Origin of the sequence: Cognatitamlana onchidii (assembly GCF_004804355.1) — a bacterium.
Lineage (GTDB): Bacteria > Bacteroidota > Bacteroidia > Flavobacteriales > Flavobacteriaceae > Cognatitamlana > Cognatitamlana onchidii.
In genome coordinates this window covers 550,336-574,142 of sequence record NZ_SRWZ01000002.1, presented here as the reverse complement: position 1 = coordinate 574,142, position 23,807 = coordinate 550,336, and the positions used below count along the sequence as shown (strand labels likewise).

Genomic DNA, 23,807 nt, shown 5'->3' with positions numbered 1-23,807 from the left:
CTACTTAAATACTGTAATGGTTCCTTTTTTGGTTTGTCCTCCTTCTACCGTTATTACGTAATAAAAGAGCGGATTAACACTATTAAAATCAATAGCGTTTTCTGGCCAATTGTTTTGATAATTGTTAGTTCTTAGTTCTATTTTACCTTGAGAATTCAGTATCAAAACCTCTGTTTCTGAATTGTTTACATAAACTTTAGGAATAACCCATGTGTCGTTTATACCATCACCGTTAGGGCTTATAATATTCGGAATGTTTTCTACATTAGGAAAGGCTTCACTTACTTTAAAGAAAGACTGAGTGGTAAGCTCGCATCCTGAGGTTTGAGTTACCGCTACCATGTAGTTCCCAATTTCACTAACCATATAACTTGCAGTCGTAGCTCCCGATATTTCTTTTTCGTTTAAATACCATTTGTACTCCGGATTAATAGCTTCGGTGGTTACTGTTACCAAAAAGGTCTCTCCTTCATCCAAAACATTATCTTCTAATGCATCTATAGTGCTTTCAAAACGTCCATTATCTAAAACAATTGATGCACTTGTTGTGCAACCTCCTAAGTCAACAACCACAGAATACTCTCCGTCTTCATTAGTCTCATAAACTTGTTCTGTGGCCTCTGGAATTTCGATACCTTCTTTATACCACTGGTAGCTAATACCATTTACAGTGCTTAAAGATGTTGGTCCCTCACTAGCGCAAAACGGGTTTCCTAAACTTGAAGTGATATTACTTGAACCTCCACCAGATGCAATTTCTGATACGGTTACTCTATTTGAAAATGAATTGGAAGTACAAGTCCCATAATTGGTTTCTACAAAATAGGTTCCTGGCGTACTTACGGACAAACTTGCCCCATCTGCTACAAAATCGGCCGTAGTTGGGCTTGTTTCTCTAAACCACCTATAAGTTAAAGATGGATACTTTAAGGGTGAATCGTTTGTTGGTCCACCCGGATTATCTATAGTTAACAGGTAACTACCATCGGTACAATAAGAGGCAGTTGATACTAAGTTATTAATTGAAAATGGGGTGTCTTGAAGCTTAAAGTAAGCTGGAAAAGCATCTGAACTGGTACTAGTTGCTACAGGTGCCGTACTTTTTATTCTTATTTTATAAGACTCCCCTGAGACGGTACTAGGAAAAGCAAAGGTAATAGTTGCCGGCGATGTTGTTATACTCCCAGCAGCTGACGTATAAATGACTTCAGATTCAGAAAAGCTTCCTGAACTATCTGAAAGTTCTATAATAAATTGATTTGTGGTACTTACTGAAGAATCTGGTGAGAACGAAAACCTTACATTATAGGTATTAAAAGAAGGGCTGGCACAAGCTTGACTAAACTCTAAATTAGGCTTACCAATAACAATTTGTGCAACAGATATATTTACAAAACACAAAATGAATAATAGCTTGATATAAACTTTTGAAAACATTCCCATATAACCTTTATTTCAGTAGTTTTTAAAGAATAGACTTTCTCTCTATAAATATTGCTAATTACATGGTGTGAATTAATCACTGTAATCCATGTAATTAGCATTAATTTATTGTCTTGAAAATTGGATGAATTAATATAGCATAACAGACTAAACTAGTTGTCCTTTAAATCAGAGTCAACTTCATTTGACGCAATAATTTTATTAATTCGAAGTCTGTAATCAGGTCTTTTAGAGTTATTTGCAATATCAATAAAAGTTTCTGCATTATGACTTTTAGAGTAAACATTGAAGAATGCATGATTTCCATACCAATTCTCTAAATCCTCGTTATTGGTGTTATTCTCAACAAAAATATTTCCATTGCAATTATTGAAATACATATTTGAAAACTTTATTCTCTCTAAGTTTTCTTGATTAACAACTATTTTTTCTTCAAATATAACGGCAGGATTAAATCCTGAAATAACACTTTTGGTCATATCAAGAGATGCATTTTCTCTAACGTAAACGGCTTCTCTGACAAGTCCCATCTTAATATCTTCTTTAATATTATCGCTTGTATTAAAAAATGTTAAGTTAGTGGCTGATACCGAAGTCATTTTCTTTGTAAAATCTACCTCTTCCTTTTTATCATATGACGCAATTTGTATACATCTTGCTCCACTGCTGTTTGAAACGTATGGCGACCTTAATGCTAAGGAATTACTTATTGCACTTTGTGATCCAAAATTGAATTTAAAATCATTATTATTAGCCTTGTATGATACCGCTTTATTAAGGTTGATGTTACCTCCCCAGATTTCAAAAGAATTTCCAGCACAATAACTAACCATAACATTTTCAAGAAGTGTCTCTCTTCCAACACCTGCTAATAAAAGACCATTAAAATAATCTCCTCCCTTAATACGCTTCCCAGCATATTCGATTCTTACATATTTTAACTTCCCTGAATTACTATTTGCGTTGTCACCGCCGAAATTAGTATTAGCGTAGTTTGATGGATCTGTTTGGTCGTAGAACGACGCTACAGAACCATTTCCAAATCTATTTGTAGGCGCATCTCCTAAAATAATGAGACCTCCCCAATCTCCTGCTCTTTTAACACTTCTATTAGATGTAAATATAATGGGGTCTGTTTCGGAACCGTTAGCAATAATACCTGAACCTCTAGATATGGTTAAGGAACCTTTTGATTGATAGTCACCAATAATAACAGTTCCTGGTTCAATAGTTAACACCGCATTGTTAGTAACAAAAACATTGCCTACTAATAAATAAACATGTCTCTTTTCTAATTTAAGATCTTCGACTATGTTACCAGTTAAAATTTGTGTTGGCTCATCATAGTCCTCATTTCCTGGTTGAAATTCTGTCCAGTTTAACAACCAGTTGTTTGTTCCAATAATTCCCTTTTCCTGTTGAGCAAAAACACTTGTAATAGCAAAAAGAAATATGAAAACGATTTGGGTAAAGCTTTTCATAATAAAAACATTTTAATGTTAAAACCTAATTACGATTTTGTAAAAATTAATTAATACCCAAACATAGTAAAAATTATCCATGAAATACCAATTATTTCGATAAAATACATTTTTTAGTAAAATTTATCAAAATTTTAATCGATGAAATGCGCATATCAACGACAAAAAAGTTTACTGTCTTTATAGAAATTATGAAGTATACGTCCCTAAAGGATTAAATTAGTGTTTCATAAAAAATCCCCTTCAGCATAAAACTGAAGGGGATTTAACAAAACGTTTTGAGATTCGAACTTATCTAAATTCATTATAGGTATGAAGAGATTTCATTATCTCCTCATAAAATAGAATAGCTGCTATAAGATTTTTTGTGTCACTATAAGGTAAGAACTTGCCTTGAAACTCTAAAGTTTTTTCCAAATAATCATCTGTATTATCAAATTGCTCCTCTAAAGCCTTTGTATTATCGTTATTGTCAGGAATACCTAAAGATGTCATAGTAACCCCTGGTTTGGTAGCAAATGCAACGTATGGCAAAGTACTTGTTAAAACCTGATTTCTCTCCGTATAAAGAGCTATTAAATCTCCTTTCCCCATGCGCTCTAGCTCTTCCTTATTGTGGTACTTACTTATACTAAACTTATCAGTAATTATACTCTTAGGTCCTTTACCTTTTTTTTGTGCAAAACTAACGCTCACAATTAAAAAAAGACTAAAACTCAATAACCATATTTTAGATTTCATGTCTAAGATTTAAGGATTTCATCCACAAATTTATGCAATTAACCGAATAAAACAAGCGTTTTATCGATTTTTTTAAAATAATATAAATTTAGTAAGTTTTTTCTTTCTAACGTAAAACTTTAGATTCTTAATTAATTTTTATATTTTACTGTAAATCAATCTTTAGCCTTTATATACACCATACTAACATCTAATCCGATTTTAGTTTAAACTTATCTTTTCTATAAAATGCCAATACAGACACCAAAATAACTATTGCAATTAACACATAAATAAAAGTTGGTACTGGCAATGGATCTCCTGCAGCATAGCTATGAAGGCCAGATAAATAGTAATTAACCCCAAACGATGTCATAATTATAGAACCAAAGGCAAAAACACTTACCATATTTAATACATAAGCACCTTTTAAACCTGGTATTAATCTTAAATGCAATACTATAGCGTATACAATAATACTAATAAGGGCCCAAGTCTCTTTAGGGTCCCATGCCCAATAACGTCCCCACGACTCGTTAGCCCAAATCCCTCCTAAAAAAGTACCTACAGATAAGACAAATAAACCAATAGTCATGGAAATTTCATTAATATAAGTCAATTCTTTAATCCTAATATCTATTTCTTTTTTAGTTTTTTCAGTTTTAAAAATTATCAGTAAAAGCGCCATAAAACCTAATACAGCTGATAAAGCCAGAGGTGCATAGCTACTAACTATTGTAGCCACATGAATTTTTAGCCAAAACGACTTTAACACAGGCATTAAGTTTGTAATTTCTGGACTTAACCAATCTAAATAACTTACAAATAATAAGGCGCCTGCAAATAATGTTGACAGAGGTAATGCAAAATCCGATTTTCTAAACGTAAGTAGTCCACACAATAATAATACCCAGGACACAAATACCAGCATTTCATAGCCATTACTCCATGGGGCATGTTGAGAAACATACCATCTTAAGATAATATTTCCTGTAAACATTAAAAAACAAACTAAAGTAATAATAATTAATAAGTTCCAGAGCACATCAACCACCTTTGGTTCTGTAAAAATTTTAAGAATTGCAATAACGAGTAAGATAGCTCCTAAAGTAAAAAGTACTTGAAACAACCAAAAGTTTAAATTTAATTGATTGTACCAGAGTTCTGCTTCAATTCGTTTTCTGCTGGGAATAATCTCTTTACCCAAAACATCTTGAAATGTTTTAATATATTCTAGTTTTTCACTAGCATCAACCCAGTTCTTATTGTTTACATCACTGAAATAAGTAGGAATGATTTTTTGAGCAAACTGGCCATCCTCTTCTGGAAAGTCTTTAAAGTGATGCGTCTGTGAGTGCCATTTATTGTTGTTATCGTTACTGTTTGGGAAAACCTTAAAATAATTTCCCGAAAAAACATTGAATAAAATATTGAAACGCTCATCTACTTTTAAGATTTCCTTATCAAGCTCGCTTCGTTCCGCCGGCTTTTTCTTGTTAGCCAACTCCGCAGCTTCCGCTAAAATGTACTTTCCATTTTCGTCTAACAACCCTGTGAAAGAAACTAACCCATCCTCACTAATCTCCAGACCTTTAAAAAGTGTACCTCCTTTTTTGGCATCTACTTTTATAAGCGGAACATATTGCCATATGTTTGATGCTGCTTGCATCCCAAGAAACGCTTGATTAGCACTCAATTTAATCCGTGCTCCTTCCTTTGAAAACTGAAAATACGGTTTCCTTGAAAGCTTACGTAAAAATTCTGAGGCCAAGGTATTCATCGGTTTGATACGCCCATCTAAATCTTGAACCATTAATCGCCCAAACATATTGGCATGCTGCTCATCAATAGCTAACTGCTTTATGGTAGATAATGTTACTTCAGGAGCTTTGGTATTACCCTGTCCGTAAACCGATGCGCCAGTTAGTAGCAATAAAACAACCGTTATAAGAGATTTATTCTTCAGCTTTTTCAAACTCTTATTAATTAGAGTGAATCGCGAACTCTTGCCAAATAGTGTAAAAAACATACCAATCATCATTAAAAAGTATCCAACGTAGGTAATATTGGTGCCCAGAGCATCATGATTAACGGCTAATACCGTTCCAAGCTCGTCTGTGTCATAGCTAGCCTGAAAAAACCTATACCCCTTATAATCTAAAACATTGTTCATAAATATTCTATGAGGCGTTGTAATATCGCCATCCAAAACTTTTACTTCACTCGCATAGGCCGAGGGGCTTGTAGAACCAGGATAACGCTTCAATTGAAAATCGTCTAAATGAATTGAAAAAGGCGTCGTAATAGGCTCCGATCCGTAAGAAATTGTAACTTTAATATCATCAAAATCAACCTCATGCTTTGTTGGTAAGAAACCTTCACGATATAATAGTTTTATGGGCTTTAACTGTTTATCTATACTAACATTCACTAATAAAGCATCGTCTTTTTGTTCGTCATTATCTTTGGGTTTTTCTGAAATGCTAACTAATTGAATTTCTGCATTTGGGTGGTATGATAGAGGTACAAAAGAAGCATCTCCATCTCTATATAGAGTGCGTAATTCCATTCTGTGAACACTATCTTTCTTGATGGTTCCTGCTGTTTCAGTGGCCATGACAAACGTAGATAAGTTTCGGGGCGATAAAATGCTAAACACACCGTTATTTTCCATGATGTTTATAACGCCTTCGCTTTCCACATCAAAACCTATTTTATGCTGATGCGCACCAATAGCTTCAATTTCTCCGCGCTCTAAAAAGACTGTTTCTCTGCCATTTCCGGCAGAAACGACCATTTGAATCATGGCCTTTCCATTTTCTACATCATCTTTTATCTCTGGAACAGCATCTGCTATGAATTCATCATATGCTATTGAAACCGTTTTGCCTTTAAACTCATCAACTATTTCAAAATAATTATTGCTTATTGGCGAAAACTCTATTTTTTTTCTAATCGTTTTTGCTGTATGCCCATCAGATAAATGAACATGCAAGTAGTTTTGATCAGAGATAATTAAATTAGAAGCAGCACCCTCTCTTATTCTCATAATACCACCATAGGAGGCATACCTTGTAATCCCTGCTCCTAACAATATGACAATAAACGCTAAATGAAATGTCAATAATGCCCATTTCTCTATACGCCAAAGTTTATACTTGTAAATGTTCATTATAAAACAGATACCAAGCCCCAACATGACCATTTCAAACCACCAGGCGTCATAAATTAATTTCCAGGCTGTAGTTGTACCAAAATCATTTTCAATAAACGTCGCCAAAGCCATGGCTAAACCAAAAACAAACAACAGCACTACTGCCAATATGGGAGATGAAAAAAATTTAAATAGTCGATTCATTGAGCAAGTATTTGTGTATAATCAAAAAAATACCTCATTATAACAATGAGGTATTTTTCTATGTGTATTCTAAATATTAGTATGATTAATTAACAGCCGAAACTGTATTTACTGGCATTTTATCTTCACGAGCTTTAGCAGCCTCTAACCATTTTGGCAATACATTTTCTTTAAAAGCTTCTTTTTCAGCCTCTAATTTTTCCATGTCTAAACCAATAAACTCCTGGGCTTTCTCTTTCGTAGAAATATCGGGCATATCTATAGGTTTATTGTGTCCTAGCTCGGCTAACAGTCTTGCCAGCTTAACGCGGGCCTCCTGAGCAATAACCAATCCACTTCCTATAACCCGAGCTGTTTCAACAGGTGAATGAAACGAAGCGCCGTGAGCTGCTGCAGAATAATCCCAACGCCATTGCGCATGACGAATATCGGTAAGCACTGCCTTCATTTGTTCCTCGGTTGCACCCAAATCCCAGCAAGCTTTGGCTTCTAAATGAGCTTTTACCAGCAGGTCTTCTAATTTTAATCTGTTTTCTGTTGCTTTACGCTGTCTGTCGTAAACATTGGCAATTAATTTCTGTGAATCTTCTCTATGACAAACTTGACAGGCGTTGGATGTATTGTTTAATGGAGACTGAATATGATGGTCTGTAAACTTCTGACCTCCTTCACTCTTGTACGGCATATGACAATCTGCGCAAGAAACACCTCTATCTGCATGCACCCCAGTTGTAAAAGTTTCATATCCTGGGTGTTGTGCTTTCAACATAGGCGCTTTACTAATTTTATGCGTCCAATCTTTAAACTCAAGGTTGTCATAGTAATTTTCCATATCCTCGACAGTCATACCGTCTTTCCATGGAAAAACTAAGTAAGGCGTACCTTCTTTTCCTGGTAAGTTTTTGTTGAAATAATACTCGACATGACACTGCGCACATACTAAAGAGCGCATTTCGTTATGCGTAGCTTGATTAATATCTTTACCCATTGCATCAAAAGCTTCCACTAATGCAGGGCGCGTAATACGAAGTTTCATCGATTTAGGGTCGTGACAATCTGCACAACCTATAGGATTTACAACTTCTTCACCTTTATCAGCCCATTTTCCACTATAAAACTCCTTAATACCTATTTCATTCATAAGTCTCGGAACATCTGGACTTTTACAAGTCCAACATGTTGCAGGCATAGGACCATCTCCTTTTCCTTTTGGGCCTCCTGTTCTTAAAGTGTTATGAATATCTTCGATAGCATACGCATGTCCTCTCCCTTGATTATAATCCTTTGAAAACCCGTAACCAGCAAAAAGAATAACTAATCTTGGATCTTCTTCAAGAACATCGCGCATGGCAGATCCTCCTTGCATAGAAGCAAACGATGTATCTAAAGTTTGCATGTAAGATTGATACTCTAAAGGAAAATTTTCTCCCCAAACTTCATTTCTTGGCTCATTTTCAGCGATATCAACCTGCGGTACATACTTGTACTTGGCTTCCGACTTTCTATTAACAATACTTGATGCTAATAAACCCAATAAGAAAACCACAATAATGGTTACAATAAATAATACTTTGTTTTTCATCTGGTACGCTTTTGTTATTCTTTTATTTGTTTTTCCATCCAAGAAGGAATCACAAGTTCATCCTCTTGATCTGTTGGAATTGGTGCTACATTAAACTTTATAGTTGATAATCCATGGACTTTACCATGTGGTATAAGCTTATGGCAACTCCAACATTGTCTACCCGTTCTATTCCCCTCATGCTGCTCAATCCAACCTCTATACTTGGTTTGAGTAACCTGCTGAACATGGCAACGAATACAGTTTTGTTGCACAACTTCTTGCGAAGCTTCTTTCATTTCAATAACATCAGGCTCTGCTCTAAGAGTAAAAACAGACGCATGATATAGCCCATCTTTTGCTTTAAAATAATACTTATTAAAAATATTATCATGAGGGACATGACAGTCGTTGCAATTAGCCCATTCTCTATGCGAACTATGCATCCAACTGTTATAAACAGGGGTCATAACATGACAGTTTACACAAGCTGTGGGATCGTCTGACATGTAAGACAGTACTCTAGACTCTCTTGCCATAAACAATCCTAAACCAATAATAACAGCTATAAAGAATATGGCTGTTGGCCGCCATCTAGACGTCTTTGGTGGTAATATTTCCTTTTTACGCTTCAAAATAGTATATAGAGTTAGATGTATTTAAGCACTTAAAATAGGAACCAAATTGTATTGAATTACCTTTGTTAAATTTATGAATTAAAATATGTAGTAGCTGGCTATTCAAATCTAATTAGGTAGTGTTAAAGTAAAGTTAATACTTTTATTCTTTTAAACAAGTACTACAAAGTTAATTCTACAATAATATTTGAAATGTGATATTTATCATAGTTTCAAAATAAAAGATTTGATCGTCTTTAATTTTTTGAACAAATAAAAACAACCTATGACAAGGTAATTATGTCTTCTGCAGGATTAGGTGCTTTATAAGAGGGCTCCTAGGTATTACTTTCCAATACAATATGTAACTTCCCTTATTTTATAAGGGTATTAGTGGCATGAGGTGTAAATATGCTACAAAAAATAGCTTCTGTTTTTTTAGCTCGGTAATATTTTCTTCATTTTCATTGTTAATAAATAAAATAGTATTCCCAATCAATGAGCTTATGCTTCCTCAAAATCTAAATTGATATTTAGTTAATCTTTTATCTCCCACTTTTATTAAAATGTTCTGTATAACTGCCCATTTTAAATCCCTGCTTGCTGTCGCCTGGCTTATATCTTTAAAGTTTAACAAATAATCCTTACGGCTAAATTGATTTTCTTTTACGATATCTTTGTACAGTTCAATCCTATCTTGTGTTGTAAGTGTTCTGTTCTGGGTTTTAAATAGGTTTTCTAAGGCTTGAAGTATTATGTTTAACATGAACTCAATAAATGGTGTAGAATGTCCAGATTTATCAGACATGCTTAATACCTTATAGTATTCCTCCTGATTTTCTTTAATGAGACTTTCTACTGGTAGAAACTCAAATACCGGGTATTGTTGCATCAAAATTAAAGTTTGCCATAACCTACCCATACGACCATTACCATCTAAAAACGGATGTATAAATTCAAATTCATAATGAAAAACACAACTTTTGATAAGCAAAACATCGTTATCGATTTTAACATAGTCAAACAAGTCATTCATGAGACCTCTAACCATATCTCCACTTGGAGCAAGATGCTCTACTTTTGAACCTTTAACAATACCAACATTTTTATTTCGCAGCTTTCCTGCATCTTCAATTAAGCCATTCATTAAAATAGCATGAGCCTTTTCTAAGTCTCCTAATTTATTTGGATTAAATGTCCGTAACTGCTCATACACTTTTATAGCGTTTTGAACCTCCAAAATATCCTTTTGCGGCGCAATTACACGTCTATCGTCTAAAAGCGCCGTAATCTGTTCTTCCGTAAGCGTATTACCCTCAATCTCTAAAGAGGATTGTATGGTTTTAATGCGGTTCTTTTTTCGTAATTCGGTTGGTGGTTTGTATAAATGGGTTGCGCTAATTTCTCCGAGTCGCTCAGAAATGGAAACAACTAATTTTAAAATGTTATCAGTAATCTGATAAGGTGGCTTCATTTATAATAGTATCATTTGATAGTATCACAAAGATAGAAGAATATTATTTAATTTTTAAGGAAGCCCATATTATAAATAAAATAATTACACAATTCACTTCCTCCAGAAAAACTAGACTTTTTAATCTAATTAATAAAATTTTCTACTCTCTAGAACGAATTTCCCGCTTCATAAAAATCACATAAGAAAACAAAAAGCATAATAAAGTTAATGCCAATAAACCTGTAACCTGAGGCCAAACCAACAATAGACTTTGTCCTATTGACAAAGTACTTGGAATGGCTCCCTGCATTTGCTCCATAGTTAACGGTCCTAAACTACGTATAGACGGAACCAAAATAGCCGAGGTAATTTGGTCAAACAACTCATTAGGCATTATTTGAACTAAATAAAACTTTAACTTTTGGTATAATAAGATTTTACCTTGGGGTGCATACTTTCCAGGCTCAAATCCTTTTACTATTATATTCACAATAAGCGGATAAAAAATTGTAAAGAACAACCATACAGCCAACCCTAACAATGCTGAAGTTGCAGGTTGTTTAAAACGAGTTGAAAACAAAATAGACAGGTTCAACCAAAAAGAAACATATACAATACTTAATATGGTATAAACAACAATACGCATAAACTCTTCTGCTGTAGGCGGTATTCCGAGAGCAACTAAACCTGCTCCCAAAACCAAAAAACTTAATGCAAAAAGCATCACGCTTACCACAATTATTCCTGCCAAGAATTTCGCATTAATAATATAATCTCTTGGAATTGGTTGCGCCATGGTGCGGCTCAATGTTCCCTTGTTTTGTTCAGAACTAATCGCATCAAACCCTAAGCCTATTCCAAACAATGGCCCCAAAAAGCCTACAAACACAAAAAACGATGGTAAAGTTCCATTTGATTTGGTGAACAAATTCAAGAAAAAGAAAGTGCTATCTGAATTGCTTGTAGTAAGTATTTTGGCACTATCTGACAATGTTGAAAATAAAGTGCCCAAACAAGCTAAAGCAATAATGCTAAATAGGATAATGAAACGCCAGTTTCTTATATGATCCGTAATTTCCTTTTTCACCATTACTTTAAATACTTCTATGCGGGAATTGGAACTATTACCTGGATTTCTTCTTTTAAAGAAATCCTCAAAATTGAACAATTTCAAAGATTTTATTTTGTCTAGTTTTGAAAAACTTATGTTATTTACTATAGTATTCATATTTATTTTTTACTCTTGAAAATATTGATGATAAATATCGTCCAAACCATATTCTTTTTTAGTTAAGTAACTAAGCCCATATCCCAAACTCACAACAAGTTTAGATAGTTCTCCAGAAACATCATGCTTCGATTCCACTAAGAAATGATCCTTGTTTAGTGTCACTTTTCCAACACCTTTTATTGCATTTATCTTATTTGCGAGTTCTTCTAAAGAACAGCTTAAATTACTCTCTTTATTAGTAACCCCTAATTCGATAGTAAATGCATTTTTAGAGAACAATTGTTCTGCCAAGTCACTAATTTTCCCCTTTGCCAATAACTTCCCTTTTACAAATATCCCCACGCGGTCACATACTTGTTGTATTTGATGTAAATGATGTGATGAGAAAAGTACGGTAATACCTTTCTTTCTACTTAGTTTAACAATAAGCTCAAGAAACTTCCTTACCCCCTCTGGATCCAACCCTAATGTAGGTTCATCAAGTATAATAACCTCAGGTTCTTTAATTAGTACGTCTGCAAGACCTAATCGCTGGCGCATTCCCCGAGAATAATTCCCAACCTTTTTATCTTTTGCATCCAATAAGCCTACTTCTTCAAGTATGTTTAAAGCATGTCTTTTTGCTTGTTCTTCAGGAATATTATTTAAACGCGCTATATACATTAAGTTCTGGAGTCCAGAATAGTCGTTATAAAAACCGACATCTTCAGGTAAATACCCTACTTTTCTTTTAACATCCAGTGGATAACGTGTTGCATCAATACCGCATACTTCAACATGTCCAGAATCAACTTCTGTTAGACCAAGAAGCATAAGTATGGTTGTTGATTTACCTGCTCCATTGGGGCCAAGCAAGCCAAAAATCTCGCCTTTTTCAATAGAGAGTGTTAAATCGTCTACTGCTACAAAATTTCCGTACTTTTTGGTTAAACCAGATACTTCTATACGTTTCTCCATAACTATCTTCTACCGTATTTTTTAAATAGATAATAAATAGCTCCTAATGTTCCTGCAATTATTAAAATACCCAACCAACCCCATAATAAAGATGTTTTTACCAGAACTCTTATGGACGCTATTGAAGATACTTCAGGCGTTTTAGCAGTAATTTTTGAAACATAATCTCCCGGAATTGCTTTGTCAGCAGCCTTTATGGTGGCATATACCTGCGTACTGGCACCAGCTTCCAATGAAGGTATGGTATCTGGTTTTATGGATATTTCCCAATTTTTAGGTTTTGAAGTATTAAAAGTAATATCACTCAACCTACTAGAACCAGAATTCTTTACTAATAGTTCTATTTGCTTTTCTCTACCAGAAGTTATACTGGTACTTAATAGACCTGTTGGAGTAGTTAATTCTAAATCATAAGAGCCATTTATAACGACCTCCAATTCTAATTTAGCTGTACTATACTTATTAGTTGCTTGTACAGGTATTTTATAGGTTCCTGCTTTTATACCGTAAGGTGGTTTTACTTCAATGGTAATATTAGCCGTATTTCCAGGTTCTATTTCAACAGCTGTAGCTTGTTTGTAATTAGGTTTAAAGATTACATTCCAACCACGAGGCACTCTTGCTTGTAAAGAATATAATTGTTTCTCCCCGGTATGGTTTTTTAATTGTGCGGAAAAATTAAAATTTGACTTGGAGTGCCCTTCCATGTTAATCTGGTCGGAAGTGAACTCTGTTTTAAAAGTACCTTGTTCTGATACGTCAATTACTATAGGGAGTACATCATAGTTTTTGGCAATCACCCTAATTTTATAGGTTCCTTTATCTACTTTTGAAGGTACATTTATCGTTAAGGAAACCGTTTTTTTCTCTCCGGGAAGTACTGAGATTCTATTAATACTGTAACCTCCTGCCTTTAAAGTGGAATTCCAATCTTTAGGCAACCCTGATAAAGAAATATCAACATGCTTTACCTGACTTCCATAATTTTTAATATCAATGGAATAATCAATAGACTCACCAGGAGGAACTGAAATATTGGTATAGGGCGTATACAAAATAATTCCATTACCTGCCTGAGCGGTGAAATTAAAAAACAATAAAAAAGCTAATGAAAATAAAAAAGTGTTTAGTTGTAATTTTTTGGTTGTCATAAAAAACTATTTTACAATTTTTAAATATGTTTAAAAAAATATGATGATTAATAAACTAAGTGTATGTTTCTTAGTAGTAATTATTTTTAAAAATGATCTTGACTCACAAACAATTGCTTAAATAACCCAGTAGAATCACTCTCAACAAAAACATTCGGATGTTGTGAAGAATTCAAGAAAAACTTATTTTTTATGGAATCCCTATAAGCTTTCACAACCAGGTCTTCTATTGAGTTTCCTTGAATTGTTAGCTTATAATCTGCTTTGCTTTTTGGGGTAAACTCATTTGCGAATTTTGAGCTATTTTGATGGCGCAATGTATTGAGGTATTGAGCCACTTTGGTAGAATCCGGCGTTAGGTTGCCCATAGTCCAAACAGATTCGTTTTTAGAAAGGGAAAAACCACTGTTATCTTCGGTTTCAAATTTCAATTGTGTAATCAAATCTTTATCAACCTTAATAAATTCAGTATTTCTCCATGTATTGAAATTACGCTTAAATGTATTAGCTAGTCCGCTTTTTGTAGCATAGGTTTTAGGGTTTTTATCTATTCTAAAATAAGTAGAGGCATCAACAGAAGGTCGCCCTCCATATCCGGGGTTTTGAGATTGTTTATAGGTTGTTTTCCCAAAATACAGCTTTGTTATCTGTTCTTTACCCTGCTGATGGATTTCAACACATTGTGCCAAAGAATCGGTTAGTGCGTATGCCTTCCATTTATCTTTGGATTTAGCCACTAATCTCTCGGTTTTCATTTCTTCCAACTGACCCAATGTATTCTTAACTGTAGATTGATTCGCTTTAGTTTTAACAGTTCCTTGTTCAACTAGCCAACTATCATTGTCTTTCGAAATAATAATTGGTTCTTCCTCTGTAACTAATGATGAACGAATGACAATTTTATTCACCATGGATGAATCCAATTGAATTACTTCAGATTTAAAATTTGTATTGCTATTCTTTTTAAAATAATTTGTGGCTACAAATAGCAACACCAATCCAATTAATACTATTATTAATATGTTATTTTTTTTCATCTTTTATAACTTAGAATATGATTTAGTTTTTACTCATAATTTTCTTCTATTCTTCTACTGCGCTTATTCCTGTTCATCTGAATCCTAACTACACCATAGATGATTACCAGTGCAATTGGTAGTAAAAAGTTGAGATATTTTAAAGTAGTTTTAGTCCCTTCTTCTAAGGTATCTATTGGGCGGTATCTTATGCCTTTATTTCTTAGATCGATTAATCCAGTATCATCACTTAACCAATCAATGGCATTGACCATAAGGTTAACATTTCCTGATTGTAACTGTTGTTGGCCAGTATTAACGGGAAAATCACCATCTGTAACTACACAAATTCGTGACTTATTACCATTATCATGAATCCGTTCCAATACCCCAGCTACTACTTGATTGGGAGCATTAAAATCCCTTTCTGTCCATTGTTTTTGAATGTCAAAAAACTGGGGAGCCGCCAATGTCGCGGAATTTTTTGATGAAAATGCTAAAGGGGTAAACGTGCTAAGAGAATCTTTGGTTGTAAATTTTAAAGAACTAGGAAATTGCATTACCACTGCTTCCAGACCTTTGGTTACTGGGTGGTCTGCAAATTGGCTTACAATAGGAATGTATGGAAAAGAAACATTCGAGGTAAAATTAAAGAATCCCTGTTGCTGTTGCACACCTACGGTGGCACATTGGGCATCTACAACAAAATCTTCACGCACCTCCAATCCCTTTTCTTTCAGCCATTTTTCTATACCAGTTGTAACTCCATTTCCATAAGAATTATTTAAATCTCCGTTTACCCGATTCAAGGCAATAAACAAGTTACCTCCATTTTCCAAAAATTCATCTAATTGATTAAGGGTAGAATTATTTATAGTATCTGTAGGACGTACTATGGCTAAGGTCTTTATCTCATCAGGAACCTGAATGCTATCGTTTACGATAGTAGACTTAAAATCATATAAAACATCTAAAGCTGTTTTTACTTGTGAAAGCTCTCTAATTGAGGCTTGTCCATTACCTTCCATCAAACCAATTTCTGGTTTATCGGTAACGGCTATCTTCTTTATTGACGAAGATAACAAGTATTCCAAAGGAGCTCCAGGTTGCATAAATGGAATCACTTCTTTTTGGTCTTCCAATTCCAAAACTGCTCCTAAAAATGCTCTTTGCTGCTTCATTTGATCCTTCTCACGAACATTAATCATCACCGAATTAATCCCTGCTTCAACAGCATCGCGTTCTGTTTTTTCATTTTCATTAGGATTAATAAACGTGTATACCAGATTGTCATCTGAATTTCTAGCGTACTCTATTAAATATTCTTCAAAATTATCTTTGGTCTTAGCTATATGAGGTGGAAGATTCTCAGAAAAATAGGCTTTGACGGTAATGGGGTTTTCCAAAGACTTCATGATATCTATTGTTGCTTCACTTAAAGTATATTGCTTGTCTTCGGTTAAATCTATTCTAAAAAAATATTGTTCAGACACTAAATTTACAAATAGCAGAATACCAAAAACCAATAGAATAGTTATGTATGTTTTTTTCATGTGTTTGTAATATTGATTAAGAAAAATGTCTTTTTGATAGGGCCCATTCTCCCAGGTAAAGCCCTAAAACGGTTATAGAAAGAAAATAAACTAAATCCTTAGAATCTATGACTCCCCTGGAAATTGATTCAAAATGAGATTGAAGATTCAAGGCTTCAAAAACCTGTCCCAAAGTACCTGTAAAGTTTTGAGCTAATACGCCAAAAATGATATGGAAAAAGAGACCAATAAAAAGAGCCGTCATAAAGGCGACTATCTGGTTTGTGGTAATACTACTTGCAAAAATCCCAATGGCTGTATATGTAATACTCATCAATAATAAACCAAAGTAGCCACAAATTGTACCACCATTATCCAAATTACCTATACTGGAAACCGTGATTACATAAGGTAATGTTGCCAATAAAGCAATACCTACCAACAAAACCGAACCTAAAAATTTACCTAATATTAATTGACGATCGGATACCGACTTTGTTAGTAAAAGTTCCAGAGTACCTGTTTTTCTTTCCTCTGCTAGCATTTTCATAGTTATAGCTGGAATGAAAAAGAAAAGACTCCATGAGGCAATACTGAAGAATACCCGCAAATTTGCCTGACCTACCAAAAAAATATCGTTTCCATAAAGCCAGGTAAAAAAACCACTAAATCCTAAAAAAAGCCCTAAAATAATATAGGCTATAAGTGAGTCAAAAAAAGTTGCCAATTCTCGTTTGGCTATAATCCATATTGTTTGCATATTTAGTTTACCGTTAAGTTTCTGAAAATATCTTCAAGCTTAGTTTCCATAGGTGTAAGTTCTGTCAAAACCCATTTATTCTGAACACACAGATCAAATATATTCCGCTTGGAAGTTTTCTCTTCAAGGCTCTGTATTTCAAATGCATTTTGGTTTTTCTGAATATACTCTACTGATTGAACAGAATCTAATTCACTCAGTGATTTAAAAATTACATCAGCATCACCGTCTTCAATACGTAATTTTAATACTTCATTACCTTGAGCCTGTTTTCTCAAGGTTTCCGGTGTGCCGTTTGCTACTATCTTACCTCTATTAATGATAAGAATACGGTCGCATGTGGCCTCTACTTCGGGAAGAATGTGTGTACTAAGTATCACTGTTTTTTCTTTTCCTAAATCCCGAATTAATTTTCTAATCTCGATTATTTGATTAGGGTCTAGTCCTGTTGTAGGTTCATCTAAAACTAAAATTTCAGGGTCGTGAATCATGGCCTGAGCTAGCCCCACGCGTTGCCGATACCCTTTTGATAATTCTCCTATCTTTTTGTGCTTTTCTCTATTCAAACCACAAACCCCCACCATTTCACGAATCCTTTTGTCAATGTTGGGTTTGTCTATTCCTTGGAGGGATGCACAAAACTCCAAATAGTCTATTACGGGCATATCTAGGTATAGCGGGTTGTTTTCTGGAAGGTAGCCGATATGCTTTTTTAAGTCATATGAAGGATCTGTAACGCTTTTTCCTCCTATCTGAATATCACCTTTTTCAATGCCTATATAGCCAGTAATCATTTTCATGGTGGTAGATTTACCTGCCCCATTGGGACCTAGAAAACCAAGGACCTCTCCCGTCTTAACATCAAAGCTGATATCATTTACAGCAGTTTGAGGCCCGTAAGTTTTGGTTAGTTTTTCTATTTGTATATCCATATTGATATATCACGTATTTATTTGGTTAAACAATAATTTAAATTTTATTGGTAGGCGATTGCTTTTTTTTGGGCTGATGCCTTTTGAAAATACTATCAAATAGTTTTTGACGGGCTTCTAATCTTTGCTTCCAGATGGAATCGAAGTTTCCAAAGTTTTGTGGAAATATACTAGGAAAACCAAATTCTAAGCTATCAAAAGGATCTCTAAAGGGCATGGATTCTCGATTTGAAAAAAAATGCTTCATTATGGAATCCATTGCTTTAGCTTCCATATTGGAACTACTACTGGAATAACTGTAAATGGAATCATACCTGATAAGGTTTCCATGTTCATCAAACTCTTTATTTACTTCTATTTTCTCCTTAGGCTGTTGTATGGAATCCTTTTTTTGGGCATACGTGGTTGCACTAAACCATAAAGAAATTATTAAAAGTGTTATGCTTAACTTTTTCATGATATTTCAAATTAAATTGATACTTAAGAAGCCTCTACTAGTTTAATATAACTACCTATATTGTCTTTTTGGGTAAGCTGTATTTGTAACGTGTCATTTTCAAATAAAGCAGAGTTTATATATTGATATCGCTTATCAGGTAGAAGTATATCAAAATCTATATATTCTTCATTCTCTTTAGGGCATTTTATCTTAAGTCGGAGTCTTCCATTTTGCACTTCTATCTTATAATTTTCCTTTTTGAGAAAACTGGCCGAAATGAGTATATGAATTCCTGTGGCGTCGAAATCCATTTTAAATTTTTTAAATCCCTTTGAAGAAAAAGTGTTAGGTCTAAATTGATTATTCTTTTTTTTAATAGTATTTATTGATTCCATGGCTATTTTTTTAAATTATACTTGAATATTCCTAAGTATTCGACTAAAGAAACAGAACGAAGAATGATAATTTTATTAAAAAGTAAGACTACATATATTTGAAGAGTCCCTTAGTAGTATTAGTGAGTGATTATCTATAAAACTTAAATTCAAAAAGTTTTATTCCTAAAAGAAGCATAGGAAAGATTAATCGAAATGACATTGGGGAGGATTGTAGTTCCTCATTAAGCCCGCTACTAATTTTGTTCGGCACTAATTTGCCTGTTACTTTTCCAATTGACCAAACAAAAAATGCGGGCAAAAAGCTATTTTCTTGTTTAATAAATTGCATATTTATGACTATTACAAATTTCTGTTAAAATTAAAAAATCAAGAAAATACTAAAAGTTAAAAAAAGTTAAAATGTTAGTTTTGAATCAATATGTATTCGTCATGATAAGGTATTTTTTTAGACATCAGAAGATTTTTAATCAAAAAAATTTATAACAATTAATGTTATACTAATTAAAATACTCAATATAAATACAACTACCACCCAAGTCGGATATATCTTGGCATCCTCAATCTTACTATTGAACCTCCTTTCAAAACTTTTAATCTCGTTTAAATGCGATTGCATCTGCTGTTGATGTTCTTTAATTATGGATTTATATTCGGTAACGTCCATCTGGATTTTTGTGTCTTGTAATTGACTATTGATTGTTTCCATTTTTTCTATACCAGTCTTAAAGTCCTCCAGTTCATTGACCAATAATTCTGTTAGTTCTTCTAGTTTTCCCATGGTGTTTGCTGTTTAATATCCTATGCCTTTTTGTACGGTTTTCTTAATGATGAACTTGGTTAGTTTTAATGCCATGTTTGGGGTAAGGTCTACTACTTTATCTGCTAGTTGTATGGTATTTAAATTTTCTTTTGACATACTGTTTCCTTCTATGCCTGCTATTTGCTTGCCTATGTTTCCAAGTGACATTTGGCGGTGTACTTCACTGCCTTTGAGGTTATGTCCGTCAAATTCAAATCTAAAGCCTTGTAGTTTGTTTTGGTTGTTTATGGTTGGTATGACCTTAACGCCATTGGTTTCCATGGCTTTTAGGTAATCATCAAAGGATTTGGGTTGAAATTGTTTCATGGTCAGATCGTGCCTGCGTTTTATTTCTGCTTGTATTTCGCTTTGGTTGAATTCTTTTTCCATTTGTACTTGTTTTACGGTGGTCAGCCCCAAGTGTTCTGCTGTTCTTTCTGCTGCTTGTTGGCTGCGTTTGCCTATAAAGCTGTCATTGTAGGCTTGTCCTTTAAAGTCTATACGGTTAACGTATAAATGGATGTGCTTGTGTTCTTTGTCCTGATGTACAAAGGCTATGGCTTGCCGCTCTCCTATTGCCATTTCTTTTATGAATTGTCTTGTAATGTTTTCGAGTTCTTTTGTGTTTAGTTTTTTACCGTCTTCTATGGTTGGGCTTATAACAAATGACAGGGTGTTCTTTTTGCAGTGATGGTTCTGGTCTTGTATCATCTTAAATTCTTCTGTGATCTCTGCCGGGGTTTCGCCGTACAGGTATTCTTTTAAGATGATTTCTGCTTCTTTTTCCTGGTTCCATCCATAGGACATAGATGCCCTGGTATGTGATATGCTTTTCCCCTTCCCTATCATGTTTGTAGTTTTTGAAGGTGGGTCTTGATTTCTGCTGCCAGTTGGTATACGGTTTCCGTGAGTTTGGGGTTTCGTTTCCTGTACATGTTTCCTATGGCTTTAAAGTTGTTATGGTATTTTATGAGTGTTTTGTATATGTCTATATGTTCATCTGTCATACGCTCTATAATTTCTTTTTCCAGTACGCTTCTTCTTATATATTCGCTTAGGCTCAATCCACTTCTATCGGCTTTTATTTTTAGGAGTTTCTTTTCGAAGGCTGTACATCGAAATTTTACGAGGTCTCCCTTGCCCTTAAACACTCTTTTTGCTTTGCGACCTTCGGGAGCAAACGAGTTTGTGTCCACAGACACACATCTCGAATTCCTCCCCAACGTCAATTTTGTTTCCGATGCGTCGGTTTTTATATCCAAAGGAATGGCATCTGATTCTTGTAACTGCTCGGTCGGAATTTTTAAATACCGAGGTTTTTCTTTTTTTGGCATCCACTGGAAATCATCTTCTGTCCATTTTTGTTTCATATCTTAATAATTCGTTTAGGTCTTTATAATGTTTATAACTCGCGCTTTGGTCTTTGATGTGTTTAAATTTTTTGGTCAGGTATTGGGATATGTTTTGCCCCGTATTATCTTTGTCTAAATAGAGGCGTACTGTTGTATAGTTGGTTATATATTGTTCCACATCTTTTATAAATGCTATGGAATTTAATATGAGTATATCCGAGGTATTTAGCAGAACATTACTCATTACTGCCAATGACATCAGGTCAAACATGCCTTCCAGAATTATCAGTTGAGAATGCCCTTGATTTATATGGGTAAAGGTTTTTGGGCTACTACTATTTTTTAAGATTTTATTCCGTAGCTCCCAACCTCCCAGATCATTTTTTAAACCTATGGCAAAATAGGTTTTGGTTTTATGGGTGTACCAAACTTCTTTGCAGTATAATTTTGCTATGGATAATGGAATGCTTCTGGATTGTAGATAGCGTATCAGAGCAGGGTGTTTTATCTCCTGAACTTTTGTAATTATAATGCCCGTGGTTCTTTGCAGAATAATGGGTTGCTGTTGAAAAGAAAAATGAGAAATTTCATTGTTTAAAAACTCCAGGGCTTCTTTTACTGTACATTTTAGAATCCTGCTTACTAAATCTATGACATTACCTCCTATTCCCATCCCATGATCGTACCACCTGTTCCTGGTTAAAGAGACTTTAAAAGAGGCTTGGGTTTCTGACCTGAAAGGACTTAGAAACCAAGCTTCTTTTTCCGTTGTCCGATTGGGAAAGTACCCGAGTTTTTCCAGGGCCGTTAGCACGGAAAAATTACGGGCTGTTTCACAATTTATCTTTCTTTTCATTAGCAAGTGTGTATTGGTTTATTTTTTGATGATTTGATGATTTTCTCTGTAAAACCCTATCAATACTAGCTTTGACCTAGCATCATTTTTTCATCGTTTCATCGTTTTTGGTTTTTATCTCTTGTATTCTGTCATCATTATTTTTTTTGATGACAGAATGATGACTGTTTGATGACAACCTTAGCATCAATAAATACAGGGCTTCATCTACTCTGTCATCGTTTCATCAAAATTTTGGACTAAAAAATCCTTTTGAACTGTAAAATATCTTCCTTTGGCGTCTACCATGGTCATATCGCCATCAGTCCAGATTACAAATTTTTGATAGCTATTTGAATTATCTTTATTTGTCAGTTGCCAGTCCTTTTTCAGCAAGCGGCGTAACTGTGTTAAATCTGTTTTTACCCGGGTTCTATTGAGAGCCAATAAGGCATCCATTGGGCAGAGATCTACTGCTTCTAAATCAAACTTCTCTATTACATCTAATAAAATGCTGGCTAATTCCTTTTCTACACGATTGCGGTTGTTCTGTACCAACTTGGTCAGGGCTTTTGTTTTTATTTGTTTTGGGGTAAACCACATACGGGTTACATGTTCTGAATGCATCTTACGATTTGCTAGAAAATGCAGAAATGCAGGTATTTCTGCAATCAAATTTTCTAAGAAATGGGTATCTTCTTTGTCCAACACTGGTACTTTTATAACCCAAAACCTGGTTTCATTGGCATCAATCTTTATAAAGTTCTATTCATTATTACTGCAGAGTATAAACTTTCCAAAAAATTCAACTTCCCGCTTATCTTTTCCTTTCGCTTCCAGTTTGTTGATATTGGTGGTGCTCAGGTATTTAATACGCTCGGTCAGTTCTTCTTTGTTGAACAGGACTTCATCAATGCATATTAAAAGCTTATTTGCCCAATCTGCATTGAACTGGCTACTGAAGCTATCATTGGTCAAATAAGTGAGGTTGTTCTCAAAGATTTCCTTGAGCCATTTTAAGAAGGTGCTTTTTCCTGTGGAACGTTCTTTGGAAACCAAACATAAAATGGGCAGTACTTGTATGGGCTTTTGATATAATAATTGTAGATAATCCAAACCCAATTCAAAGTGTTTTCCGAAAATATGCTCTATAAATTTTAAAGAGTTAGAAACATCGCCCGCTTTGGGAGATTTGCCTAGTGGATAATAAATATTGTAGAAGCCCAGATATTCCTGTTTAAATTCTATATGACTTGGAATACAGGTAAATCCATCATATTTGGGTATTTTGCCTAAATGATCCTTGCCATGGTCCTGTTTGATTGTTTCCATATTCCAAGGCACTAAGATTTCATTAAAATGGCCTGCTATGGTGGGTGCCTTGACTTTTTTATAATAGGACGTACCCACACGTATATATGGTATCTGTTTCATGTCAATAATTTTTCTTATAGAGACCCTTATCTTAATTTATTGCGATTGGTGTAAGTCAGGGCTTCTGCTTCGAGCTCCTGTTTTGATTTCCGATTGTTTTGGAGTAGCCAATCCACCAGTTTTTTCTTCTCAAAGAAGAGCATTTTGCCATTGGGTTTGGAGTGCGGAATCTTGCCTGAAGATGTTAGTTTATAGAGATAACTTCTTGATATACCTGTATAATCACAGGCCTCATCAAAGGTCAATACTTCCTTGTGACCTATGAGCAATTTTTCTAAACGATCTAATCGTTCCAGAATTAATAAATTGTCCATTTTATTCTTTTTAGGATTTAT

Annotated in this window: 21 protein-coding genes and 1 pseudogene; all 22 read right to left on the bottom strand. The window is 34.4% G+C overall.

Annotated features, from left to right (window positions below):
• A complete protein-coding gene (locus tag E5D58_RS06040; protein ID WP_136480936.1) occupies positions 1–1,437 on the bottom strand; it encodes a T9SS type B sorting domain-containing protein in 1,437 nt (478 codons plus the stop codon).
• Positions 1,438–1,595: 158 nt separating this feature from the next.
• On the bottom strand, positions 1,596–2,924 hold the full coding sequence (locus tag E5D58_RS06035; protein WP_136480935.1) for a hypothetical protein: 1,329 nt from the start codon (positions 2,922–2,924) through the stop codon (positions 1,596–1,598).
• A gap of 291 nt (positions 2,925–3,215) precedes the next feature.
• Positions 3,216–3,665: a hypothetical protein gene (locus E5D58_RS06030; RefSeq protein WP_136480934.1), complete on the bottom strand. Its 450-nt coding sequence runs from the start codon at positions 3,663–3,665 to the stop codon at positions 3,216–3,218.
• A gap of 190 nt (positions 3,666–3,855) precedes the next feature.
• Entirely contained in the window at positions 3,856–7,002 is a 3,147-nt protein-coding gene (gene ccsA, locus E5D58_RS06025) for a cytochrome c biogenesis protein CcsA (RefSeq protein WP_235835853.1), read from the bottom strand.
• A gap of 85 nt (positions 7,003–7,087) precedes the next feature.
• Positions 7,088–8,584, bottom strand: coding sequence for an ammonia-forming cytochrome c nitrite reductase (gene nrfA, locus E5D58_RS06020; protein ID WP_136480933.1), 1,497 nt, complete (start codon positions 8,582–8,584; stop codon positions 7,088–7,090).
• A 14-nt stretch (positions 8,585–8,598) separates the two neighbouring features.
• A complete protein-coding gene (nrfH, locus tag E5D58_RS06015) occupies positions 8,599–9,198 on the bottom strand; it encodes a cytochrome c nitrite reductase small subunit (RefSeq protein WP_136480932.1) in 600 nt (199 codons plus the stop codon).
• Between the two features lie 496 nt (positions 9,199–9,694).
• Complete coding sequence (locus E5D58_RS06010; protein WP_136480931.1) at positions 9,695–10,654, bottom strand: Fic family protein; 960 nt, start codon at positions 10,652–10,654, stop codon at positions 9,695–9,697.
• Between the two features lie 142 nt (positions 10,655–10,796).
• Entirely contained in the window at positions 10,797–11,864 is a 1,068-nt protein-coding gene (locus E5D58_RS06005; protein WP_136480930.1) for an ABC transporter permease, read from the bottom strand.
• 9 nt (positions 11,865–11,873) lie between these two features.
• Entirely contained in the window at positions 11,874–12,824 is a 951-nt protein-coding gene (locus tag E5D58_RS06000) for an ABC transporter ATP-binding protein (RefSeq protein WP_136480929.1), read from the bottom strand.
• Positions 12,825–12,826: 2 nt separating this feature from the next.
• Positions 12,827–13,975, bottom strand: coding sequence for an NEW3 domain-containing protein (locus tag E5D58_RS05995; protein ID WP_136480928.1), 1,149 nt, complete (start codon positions 13,973–13,975; stop codon positions 12,827–12,829).
• Positions 13,976–14,061: 86 nt separating this feature from the next.
• On the bottom strand, positions 14,062–15,012 hold the full coding sequence (locus E5D58_RS05990; protein ID WP_136480927.1) for a DUF4340 domain-containing protein: 951 nt from the start codon (positions 15,010–15,012) through the stop codon (positions 14,062–14,064).
• A gap of 29 nt (positions 15,013–15,041) precedes the next feature.
• On the bottom strand, positions 15,042–16,544 hold the full coding sequence (locus E5D58_RS05985) for a GldG family protein (RefSeq protein WP_136480926.1): 1,503 nt from the start codon (positions 16,542–16,544) through the stop codon (positions 15,042–15,044).
• A gap of 16 nt (positions 16,545–16,560) precedes the next feature.
• On the bottom strand, positions 16,561–17,283 hold the full coding sequence (locus E5D58_RS05980; RefSeq protein WP_136480925.1) for an ABC transporter permease subunit: 723 nt from the start codon (positions 17,281–17,283) through the stop codon (positions 16,561–16,563).
• 2 nt (positions 17,284–17,285) lie between these two features.
• Entirely contained in the window at positions 17,286–18,215 is a 930-nt protein-coding gene (locus E5D58_RS05975; RefSeq protein ID WP_136480924.1) for an ATP-binding cassette domain-containing protein, read from the bottom strand.
• 37 nt (positions 18,216–18,252) lie between these two features.
• Entirely contained in the window at positions 18,253–18,672 is a 420-nt protein-coding gene (locus E5D58_RS05970; protein ID WP_136480923.1) for a hypothetical protein, read from the bottom strand.
• Between the two features lie 23 nt (positions 18,673–18,695).
• Positions 18,696–19,049: a hypothetical protein gene (locus E5D58_RS05965; protein ID WP_136480922.1), complete on the bottom strand. Its 354-nt coding sequence runs from the start codon at positions 19,047–19,049 to the stop codon at positions 18,696–18,698.
• Positions 19,050–19,515: 466 nt separating this feature from the next.
• On the bottom strand, positions 19,516–19,830 hold the full coding sequence (locus tag E5D58_RS05960; protein WP_136480921.1) for a DUF6730 family protein: 315 nt from the start codon (positions 19,828–19,830) through the stop codon (positions 19,516–19,518).
• A 12-nt stretch (positions 19,831–19,842) separates the two neighbouring features.
• Positions 19,843–20,700: a relaxase/mobilization nuclease domain-containing protein gene (locus E5D58_RS05955; RefSeq protein ID WP_136480920.1), complete on the bottom strand. Its 858-nt coding sequence runs from the start codon at positions 20,698–20,700 to the stop codon at positions 19,843–19,845.
• On the bottom strand, positions 20,697–21,221 hold the full coding sequence (mbpA, locus tag E5D58_RS15105; RefSeq protein ID WP_235835852.1) for a mobilization protein MbpA: 525 nt from the start codon (positions 21,219–21,221) through the stop codon (positions 20,697–20,699). The genes E5D58_RS05955 and mbpA overlap by 4 nt, the downstream gene beginning before the upstream one ends.
• Positions 21,196–22,059 (bottom strand): toprim domain-containing protein, encoded by an 864-nt coding sequence (locus tag E5D58_RS05945; protein ID WP_136480919.1) that lies wholly within the window; start codon positions 22,057–22,059, stop codon positions 21,196–21,198. The genes mbpA and E5D58_RS05945 overlap by 26 nt, the downstream gene beginning before the upstream one ends.
• A 207-nt stretch (positions 22,060–22,266) precedes the next feature.
• A pseudogene (locus E5D58_RS15210) lies at positions 22,267–23,472 on the bottom strand (primase-helicase family protein).
• 26 nt (positions 23,473–23,498) lie between these two features.
• Positions 23,499–23,786 (bottom strand): helix-turn-helix domain-containing protein, encoded by a 288-nt coding sequence (locus E5D58_RS05935; RefSeq protein WP_136480918.1) that lies wholly within the window; start codon positions 23,784–23,786, stop codon positions 23,499–23,501.
• Between the last annotated feature and the right edge of the window lie 21 nt (positions 23,787–23,807).